The organism is Streptomyces torulosus, from assembly GCF_001419765.1.
In the GTDB taxonomy this organism is placed as follows: Bacteria; Actinomycetota; Actinomycetes; order Streptomycetales; family Streptomycetaceae; genus Streptomyces; species Streptomyces torulosus.
The window spans coordinates 1-9,075 of the sequence record NZ_LIRK01000658.1 but is presented as its reverse complement, the minus strand read 5'-3'; the positions used below and the strand labels follow the sequence as shown (position 1 = coordinate 9,075).

The 9,075-nt window shown below is 74.1% G+C and carries 7 protein-coding genes; 4 read left to right on the top strand and 3 right to left on the bottom strand.

Going from position 1 to position 9,075, the window contains the following annotated elements; all coding sequences use genetic code 11:
• Positions 1-596, top strand: a 596-nt coding sequence (locus AOK23_RS36735; RefSeq protein WP_420823784.1) for a sensor histidine kinase, incomplete at its 5' end; no start/stop codon positions are given.
• A gap of 250 nt (positions 597-846) precedes the next feature.
• On the opposite strand, the gene AOK23_RS36730 is transcribed toward AOK23_RS36735, so the two are convergent.
• Positions 847-1,341, bottom strand: coding sequence for an SUKH-3 domain-containing protein (locus AOK23_RS36730; protein WP_055716836.1), 495 nt, complete (start codon positions 1,339-1,341; stop codon positions 847-849).
• Between the two features lie 225 nt (positions 1,342-1,566).
• On the bottom strand, positions 1,567-2,076 hold the full coding sequence (locus tag AOK23_RS36725; protein WP_055716835.1) for a YwqJ-related putative deaminase: 510 nt from the start codon (positions 2,074-2,076) through the stop codon (positions 1,567-1,569).
• Positions 2,077-2,433: 357 nt separating this feature from the next.
• On the opposite strand from AOK23_RS36725, the gene AOK23_RS36720 reads away from it, so the two are divergent.
• The 3 genes from AOK23_RS36720 (at position 2,434) to AOK23_RS36710 (ending at position 7,459) form a co-directional block, all read left to right on the top strand.
• Entirely contained in the window at positions 2,434-3,435 is a 1,002-nt protein-coding gene (locus tag AOK23_RS36720; RefSeq protein WP_055716834.1) for an SMI1/KNR4 family protein, read from the top strand.
• A gap of 7 nt (positions 3,436-3,442) precedes the next feature.
• Entirely contained in the window at positions 3,443-6,328 is a 2,886-nt protein-coding gene (locus AOK23_RS36715) for an SUKH-4 family immunity protein (protein WP_055716833.1), read from the top strand.
• Between the two features lie 222 nt (positions 6,329-6,550).
• Positions 6,551-7,459 carry a hypothetical protein gene (locus tag AOK23_RS36710; protein WP_055716832.1) on the top strand — a complete coding sequence of 303 codons (909 nt, stop codon included), beginning with the start codon at positions 6,551-6,553 and terminating at the stop codon, positions 7,457-7,459.
• A 211-nt stretch (positions 7,460-7,670) separates the two neighbouring features.
• Here the strand turns inward: AOK23_RS36710 and AOK23_RS36705 are convergent.
• Positions 7,671-9,075, bottom strand: a 1,405-nt coding sequence (locus AOK23_RS36705) for a sodium/solute symporter (RefSeq protein WP_055716831.1), incomplete at its 5' end; no start/stop codon positions are given.

The window sequence follows — 9,075 nt, the reverse complement described above, 5'->3', positions numbered from 1 at the left end:
GGTACGCCGTCTGCTCCACCTCGGCCGCATACACCCGCACCTCCCCCTCCCCCGACAGCTCCACGACCATCCCCGCGGCCGCCGACTGCCCCACCAGCACCTCCAGCTCCGCGAGACAGGGCCCCTCCCCCACCTCGTCCTCCGCCCGCGAAGCGGCGGCCGCCGCGGCCGCTGCTTCGCGGGCGGAGGACGAGGTGGGGGAGGGGCCCTGTCTCGCGGAGCTGGAGGTGCTGGTGGGGCAGTCGGCGGCCGCGGGGATGGTCGTGGAGCTGTCGGTGGAGGGGGAGGTGCGGGTGTATGCGGCCGAGGTGGAGCAGACGGCGTACCGGGTGGTGCAGGAGGCGTTGACCAACGTCCACAAGCACGCGGCGGGGGCGAAGACGCACGTGCGGCTCGCGCACCGCTCGGCGGAGATCGCGATGCAGGTGGAGAACGGGCCGCCGCCGGAGCCGGGGGCGGCGGGGGCCGCGCGGCTGCCCAGCGGTGGGAACGGGCTGCTCGGGATGAAGGAGCGGGTGGCCGAGCTGGGGGGCGTGTTCGTGTCGGGGCCGACCGACGCGGGGGGTTTCCGGGTGTCGGCGGTCATCCCGGCGTAGCGCTCCGCGTGGGGCGCGGTGCAGGGGGCCAGCGTCGCCCCGGCGGCACGACGGCTGCCCGCGGCTCGCCGCGTGAGGGCCGGCAGCTGCTACGGGTACGGCCGCGCGTGTGCTTGCGGGTACGGCTGCTGGTGTCCACGGCTATGGCTGAGCGAGCTTTCGGCCGCTACGTCTGCGCCTGCCTACGTCTGCGGCTGCGCGTGCCTACAGGTACGGCTGCGCGTGGCCGGTGCGGTGCGCGCGGGGTCGCTCAGCCGGCTGTCAGGCGGGTCGGGGCCGTGCCTGTGAGGAGGGTCGTGAGGGCCGCGTCTATGTGGGGGCCCAGGTACCAGTCGCCGGTGTGGTCGAGGGCGTAGGCGCGGCCGTCGGTGTCGATGGCGAGCAGCGCGCGGGTGGCGGTCTCGTGGCCGAGGGGGCAGACCTCGGTGTCGAGGGCGCGGCCGAGGTCGCCGAGGGTGCGGGCCATGTGGAGGCCGTGCAGGGGGTCCAGGTGGAGGTCGACGGGGGCGAGTTGGCGGCCGGGGCCCTGTGAGGTGAGGCGGAGGCCGCCGAATTCGGCCCAGGCCTCGACCGCGGCCGGGAAGACCGCGTGACGGTGTCCCGCGGGCGAGGTGTGCTCGCGCAGGGTGTCGGCCCAGAACTCGGCCTGCTTTATGTCCCAGCGTCCGGGCTGCCAGCCGGCGGCGCGCAGGGCGGCGTCGACGGGTACGGAGAAGCGCGTGGTGGAGGTGCGGTCGGTGTGCATCTGCCCTTTGTTCGTCGGGGGGTTCGTCGGTGGTTCGGCTGGGGGTCGGTGTGGGTTGTCGAGGGGCTCCAGGTGTCCGGGGTGCGTGAGGCGTGTGTTTGCTCGCGTACCAGGTGACGTGTCGGGCGGGGCGGTGGTTCCGGGGGGTTCCGGTGAGTCCGTCCGGCTAGGCCGGTTTTCCTCCGGGGGGGGCTTCCCTCAGTACTCCCGGTGCGGGTCTCCCGTTCAGTTGCCCCCGGTCGGGTCGACGATGCGGACGCCGAAGTGGGCGCTGAGGGCGGTGCAGGAGCGGCAGGGGGTGGCGAAGCCGCCGTGGAGGGGGTCGCCGTCCTCGCGGATGTGGCGGGTGGTGAGTTTGGCCTGCTTGAGGACCTTGCGGGCCTCGCCGTTGGTCATGGGTCTGCGGGCGGCGCGCTTGCTGCGGGCCGCGTCGGCGGTGGTGATGAGCCGGGAGATGAGGATGGCCTCGGCGCAGCGGCCGGTGAAGCGGTCGCGTTGCGCGGTGGCGAGGGAGTCGAGGAACTCCTGGACGAGGGGGTGCAGGGGCGGGGCGTGGTCGCCGCGCGCCGCGGTGCCGGTGAGGGTCTCGCCGCGTACGGAGAGGGCGGCGGCGACGGTGGGCAGGATGCCGTCGCGGCGATGGAGGAGGGCGGGGGTGTGCGGTAGTTCGGTGGCGCTCCAGCCGATGCGCGGATCACCCGAGGGTCCTGCCTGCGTCGTGCTCATGATCGTCATCCCCTCCTGTCGCATCCCCCGTCAGCGGACACAGAGTGCCAAACGGCGTGGCCGGTGTGGAAGCTGGGGCGGTGCGACACGCCCGGGCTTCGGCACACGGTGAGGGTGGTGTGACGGCTGGTCACGGTAGCGGAGGGCCGGTGACCGGGGTCGCCGTACCGCATAGGCTGTCGACAACCGCGATCCGTGCGGGTCCCGCGTTCGAGTGCGGGTCCGGGGCGGGTCGGGGAGTGTGAAGGGGCCGTTGACGGGCCTTTTTCACCGCCAGTGGTCAGTCCGTACAGACGCCACGACCAGTCAGCCAGCACAGTCAGCCAGTACCAGAACAGGTCGAGAACGCCGCAGGGGGCTACCGCCATGACGACAGGTCGGCTCGGGCAGCAAGCCGCGCCGCCGAACGCGGCCTACGCCGGGCAGGTCGTGCAGTTTCCGGACCCGGTCCGGGCCGCGCGTCATCCGAGGGGTGTCCGTGTGGACGCGCACGGCTATCCGGATTTCTCGCCCTACGCGCGTGCCGCGGCGGAGATCGCCGATCCCCCGGAGGGGTTCGGGGTGGACGAGCTGCGGTTGACGGACTACGTGTCCGCGAACGCGGCGCTGGCGGCGTCGGGGCACGAGTTGTGGGACACGATTCCGCCGGTGGCGACGCCGCACGGTTGGACGTGGCATCACGTGGTGGGCAGTCGGCGGCTGGAGTTGGTGCCGGTCGAGGTGAAGGCGCTGCTGCGGCATCACGGGGGTATCGCGACGGCGCGGGTCGACCAGGGCAAGCGGGGCACGCGGCCGTTGCAGGAGACGCGGCCGGCGCACTTCGGGTTGCCGAAGTCGTCGGCGGTGGCGGTGACGGAGTCGCAGGTGCAGGGGGTCGAGGAGGACCTCGGGTACCGGTTGCCGGGCGCGTACCGGTCGTTCCTGAAGGCGGCGGGCGGTTGCGCTCCCGTGGGGGCGGCGCTGGACGCGGAGTTGGGGCTGCTGGTGGACCAGCCGTTCTTCACGGTGCGGGACGAGGCGGCGATCAATGACCTGGTGTACGTCAACAAGTGTCTGCGGGACCATCTGACCAAGGACTACCTGGCGGTGGCGTTCGCGCAGGGCGGGCTGGTCGCGGTGAAGGTGAAGGGCGACCGGATCGGATCGGTGTGGTTCTGCGCGTACGACGACGCCCGTGACGTGGATCCGTCGTTGCCGCCGGCCGAGCGGGTGGAGCGGCTGCTGCTCCCCGCCGGTGAGGACTTCGACGTGTTCCTGTCCCGGTTGGCGGGCAATCCGCCGGAGTTGGAGACGGTGGCGAATCTGATGGTGGACGGTGGGTTCGCCCGCGCCGTGCCGGTCGCCGCCACGTCGTCGGTGGGGGAGTGAGTTCTCGATGGTGACGTTCGCTCAGGCGCAGGAGCGCGCCGAGGAGTGGATCAACGGTGATCTGCCCGCGTATCAGCACCGTGAGGTGCGGGTGCGGGAGTTCGACCTGGGGTTCGTGGTGTGGGCGGAGGACCGGGCCGACGGTCCGCGGTCCGACGGCGGTGCGCAGCGGCTGGTGATCGCCCGGGACAGCGGGGAGGCCACGTTGTGGCCGTCGCTGCCGGTGGGTGAGGTGATCCGCCGTTACGAGGAGGAGTACGGCCGGACGGAGGCGCCGCCCGCCGAGGCGCCGGCTCCTCCGGCGCGGGTGGATCTGAACCAGACGTCGTTCCTGCTGACTCCGCCGGAGTGGTTGCAGGACGCGGCGGACCGGATGGGCATCCCGGACCGCCGTTCGGGCGCCGGGGCCGCTTCGGCTGCCGGTGCCGGAGCCGCTGCTGGTGGGTCGGACGGTGCCGGGTCGCGTCCGGCGGGCTCCGTGGCCGGTGGTGGGATGCCGGAGACGTTGGCCGGGCCGTCGGGTCCGCCCTCCCCGCCCTCCCCGGCTTCTGTCGGCGGGGCGTCGGTGCCGGCGGACGCCACGCCGTGGCCGGCCGCCGCGTCGGCGGAGGACGAGGTGCGGGACGCGGTGCCGCCGCCGAGGGACGCCGAGCCGCACGACGCGGTGCCGGGTGTGCCGGACGGGGCGACCCCGTGGGCCGGTACGGACACCAACGCCGAGATCGAGGACGACCGTTCGGTGCCGCTGCCGGACACGGTGTTCGCGCCGCAGCTGACCGAGGTGAGCGACGAGGACGACGCCCCGCCGCCCAGCGCCCTGCCCGAGGCCAAGACCGCGCTGATCTCCGGTGGCAGCCGGCTCCCGCGTACGGCCGTGGCTCCCGTCCTTGACCCGTCGGGGCAGCCGCAGTCGCAGTCGCCGGCCGGTCCGGCGACTCCGCCGCCGGGTACGCCGTCGTACGGATACCCGCAGGGCGGCCCGCAGGGGCCGGGGACCCCGCCGCCCGGAGCCCCGTCGTACGGGTATCCGCAGGGCGGCCCGCAGGGGCCCGGTACTCCGCCGCCGGGGCGTCCGCTGGCGCCGCACGCCGGGGACATCGCCGACGCGGCGACGAGCAAGGCGGCGCCGCCCCCGCGCAGGGGCGGCAGGAGCGGTGGGCCGGGTACGCCGCCGCCCCCGCCGGGAGTGCCGGGTGCGCCGGGTGCCCGTCCTGGCGCCACGCCTCCGCCGTCCGCTCCGGCTGGCGCGTACGTGCCGACGCAGATGGTCTCCGCCCTCGGTCCGGACGGGCCCGAGGGTGCGCCCGGAGCTCCGGGTCAGCCGGGTGCGCCTGGCGCCCCTGGTGCTCCTGGTGCTCCTGGTGCGCCGAATCCGCCGGGGGGTACGCCCGCCGGTGGGGTGCATCACGCGGCGACGATGCTGGCCGGGCCCGCCGTGGGTGGTCCGGGGGCTCCGCAGCCGCCCGGTGTTCCGGGTGCTCCGGGTCAGCCGGGCGCTCCTGGTGCTCCTGGTGCTCCTGGTGCTCCTGGTGCGCCGAATCCGCCGGGGGGTACGCCCGCCGGTGGGGTGCACCATGCGGCGACGATGCTGGCCGGGCCCGCCGTGGGTGGTCCGGGGGCTCCGCAGCCGCCCGGTGCTCCCGGTGCTCCGGGGCAGCCCGGCACCCCGCCCGGTGGCCCCGCTCCGGTGCATCACGCCGAGACGATGCTGGCCGGGCCCCCAGTGGGCGGTCCCGGCGCGCCCGGCATGCCGCAGCCGCCCGGCCCGCCCGGTATGCCGCCGGGCCCGCAGGGCATGCCCGGACAGCCGGGCCACCCGGGGCATCCCGGTCACCCTGGTCATCCCGGGCAGCCGGGGCACCCCGGGCAGCCGATGGGTGGTCCGCCGGCGTACGGGTATCCGCAGCAGCCGACGGGGCAGCCGACCGTGGGTCCCGGCTACCAGGCCGTCCTGCGGTACCGCGCGCCGGACGGCTCCGAGCAGCAGGTGATCCGGCGTTCCGCGCCGGGCACCCCGCACCCGGAGTGGCAGATCTTCCACGAGCTGCGCGGGCTGAACATTCCGCCGGAGGCGGTGCTGGAGCTGCACACGGAGCTGGAGTCGTGCGAGCTGCCGGGTGCCTACTGCGCGCGGATGATCCGTGAGCAGTGGCCGAACGCGCGCATCACGTCCATCGCCCCGTACGGCAAGGACCACGCGAGCCGGCAGCAGGGCATGGCGCAGCTGCTGGCGCACCAGGGCGAGTTGCACCAGGTCGCGGACGGTCCGGCGCGACTCGCGCCGGTGCGTGCGCCGTTGCCGCCGGTGCAGCCGGCGCCGCCGATCCCGCCGGAGGCGATCGGGCAGGAGCTGGCGGCGGCGTTCGGGCCGGGGGTGTTCCGGTTCGACCAGCAGGCGGTGTCGCGGCAGGGTGTGCCGCCGATCGTGGCGCACACGCTGGTGGTGGCAGGGCTGCCGGTGGACATGGGCCCGTTCTTCTGGGCGCAGGCCCAGCCGGGCCGTCCGGTGCCGACGCTGGCGGAGCTGGCGCAGGAGCGGGGTGTGCAGCCGGCGGCGGACGCGGGGTCGTACCTGGTGATGGGCAGCGACTTCGGCAAGGCGCTGTGTGTGCAGTACGGCACGGCGAACATCGTGGCGGTGCCGGTGGAGGCGGGGCCGGGCGGTGCGCCCGTACCGCCGCAGTTCGTGAACACCGGGTTGCCGGAGTTCGCGCGCTGCCTGGCGCTGCTGGGCCGGATGTGGCGGCTGCGGTTCGGGCTGAACCAGGAGCAGGCGGGCCGCTGGACCGTCGACTTCCAGGCGCAGCTGGCCGCCCTGGACCCGGCGGCGCTCGGCTCGCCGGAGAGCTGGTGGTCGGTGCTGCTGGAGCAGATGTGGGACGGCCTGCTGTGAGCCGCGGCCGCTGACGGCGGCGCCGACGGTGTGAACGTGATGAGGGGCCGGGCCCGGTCGTACGACCGGGCCCGGCCCCTCGGCGTTGTCCGCCGTGTCGCGTGACGCGCTTCCGCCGCCCGGCCCCTCGCCCGGAGTGTCGTGTTGTGAACACGTCTGTCGGATCCATCAAGATATGCGCCACATCGTCATTTTGTGTGCGTCCGGCGAGAGGTTCCCAGCATGAGCAGCGCACCGACGGCGCCCCACGGGTGCGACTTCGACTTCGACGTCGTACGGCGTGGCTACCGCCCCGACCAGGTCGACGCCTGCGCGGCGGCCCTCTCGCGGGACCGTGACGCGGCGTGGGAGCGGGCGGCCCGGCTGACCGTGCTCGCCAAGGAGATGGGCGCGGAGCTGGCCCGGCTCCGGGAGACCGTCGCCGGGCTGCCCGAACAGACGTACGAGGCGCTCGGTGGGCGGGCGCGGCAGCTGTTCGACCTCTGCGTCGAGGAGGCGGCGGCGCTGCGGGAGGGCGGCCGTGCCGATGCCCGGCGGTTCGTCGAGGAGGCCGAGGAGGCCGCGCGGCGGCTGCGGGAGGAGTCGCGGGCGTACGCCGACCAGGTGCGCGGCGAGGCGGAGGAGCGGGCCCGGCAGCGGGTGCTCTCGGCGCGGGCGCAGGCGGACGATCTGCGGATCGCCGCGCGGCTGTCCGTGAAGGAGGGGCGGACCGAGGCGCTGGCCGCGCTGCGGGAGGTGCGGGAGCGCACCGAGGGCATGCTCGCGGAGATCGACAAGGAGTTCGCCGAGCGGGTGGCCGACATCGAGCGGGCGGTCGCCGAGCGGGAGGCCGTGTTCGACGCGCGCCACGTGGAGCGGGTCGCCCGCGCGGAGGCCGCGGTCGTCGAGGCGGAGCGGGCTCTCGCCGAGGCGGAGCGGCACGCGGCGCAGACCCAGACGGAGGCGGAGGCCCGTGCCGCCGAGGTGATCGCGGAGGCACGGGTCCGGGAGGAGCGCGTCGCACGGGACACCGAGCGGGTCCTGCGCGAGCACGCCGAGCGCGGAGAGGGACTGAAGGTGCAGATGGACTACGTCCGCGACAGCCTGTCGGCGCTCACGGACTCAGGGCCGAGGGCCGAGGGCCGGGGCTGAGGCCGGTCCCGGCTGAGGGCTGATTCCGGCTGAGGGCCGATTCCGGCTGGGGACTGAGGGCCGGCCCCGGCCGGAGGCCGATCCAGTTTCAGGGGCCGGTCCCCGGCCGGGGGAATCCCGGTTCAAGGGCTGGCCCCCGACCGGGGGCGATCCCCGTCGGGCGCTGATCCCGGCCAGGGGCCGGTTCCGGTTCCGGGGGCCTTCGGCGGGCTCAGCTCTCGGTGCCCCTCCTCACCGCTCCCGCGAGGATCCATCCCTCGACCGCCTCGTACTGCCTGCGCTGTTCCTCCGCCCTGCCGCGGCCGGACCACACCGTGCCCAGCCAGCCGCACGCGAAGCCCAGCGGGATGGAGACGAGGCCCGTCGTGGTGAACGGGAACCAGTTGAAGTCGGCGCGCGGGAACGCCGCGAACGGGGAACCGGACACGAGGTTGGTGCCGGTCATGAGGACCAGGACGGCGAGCGTGCCGCCGACGAGCGTGCACATCAGGCCCGTACGGGTGTAGCGGCGCCAGAAGAGGCCGTAGACCAGGGCGGGGGCGATCGCCGAGGCGCCCAGGCAGAACGAGAGCGTGACCAGCGGCTGCAGGCTGCGGTTCTGGACCAGTGTGGCGAGGACGATCGCGGTGACGCCGACCGCGCCCGCGGAGAGCCGGGCGATGGTCATCTCACGGCGGGGTGTGAGGGGTTCGGACGCGACGGCCGCGAAGACGTCGTGGGCGAGGGAGTTGGCGCAGGCGAGGATCATGCCGGCGACCGAGGCGAGCAGCGTCAGGAAGACCGCGGTGGCGACCGTGGTGAACAGCAGCGTCTCCGCCGTGGACACCTCCGTGCCGAACGCCGCCATCGAACCCAGCAGATAGGCCGTGTTGCCCTGGGCGTCGGCCGCCGCGATGACCTCGCGGCCGATCAGGGCCGTCGCGCCGAAGCCGACCACCGAGATGATCAGCACGAACAGGGCGACCGACGGCACCGCCCACGACAGGGATCGGCGGACCTGACGGGCGCTGCGCGCGGTGTACATGCGCATCGTGACGTGGGGCAGGCAGGCACCGCCGAGGACGACGGTCAACTGGGCGCTGATCATGTCGAGTTCCGGGAAGTGGCCGCCCGAGAACTGGAGTCCCGACTGCAGGTAGCCCGCGCCGACCCCGCTCTTCTCGGCCGCGGCGCCCAGCAGCAGGCCGGGGTCCCAGTCGAACCTGTTCAGGATCAGTACGGCGATGACCCCGCCGGAGCCGAGCAGCATCACGATCTTGATGATCTGGATGAGGGCGGTGCCCTTCATCCCGCCGATCGCCGCGTAGCCGATCATCAGCGCGCCGACGATCACCACGACACCGGTCTTCAGGCTGTCGTTGGAGAAGCCGAGGATGAACGCCAGCAGGTCACCCGTGCCGGCCAGCTGCACCAGCATCATCGGCATCAGCGCCGCGATCGTCACGACGCACGCCGTGATGCGCACGATCCGGCCGGGCATCCGCCGGGCCAGCGCGTCGCCCATCGTGAACCGGCCCGCGTTGCGCAGGGGTTCGGCCAGCAGGAACATCAGCAGCATCAGGGACAGGGCCGTGCTGAGGGCGAGGACGACACCGTCGTAGCCGAAGAGGGCGATC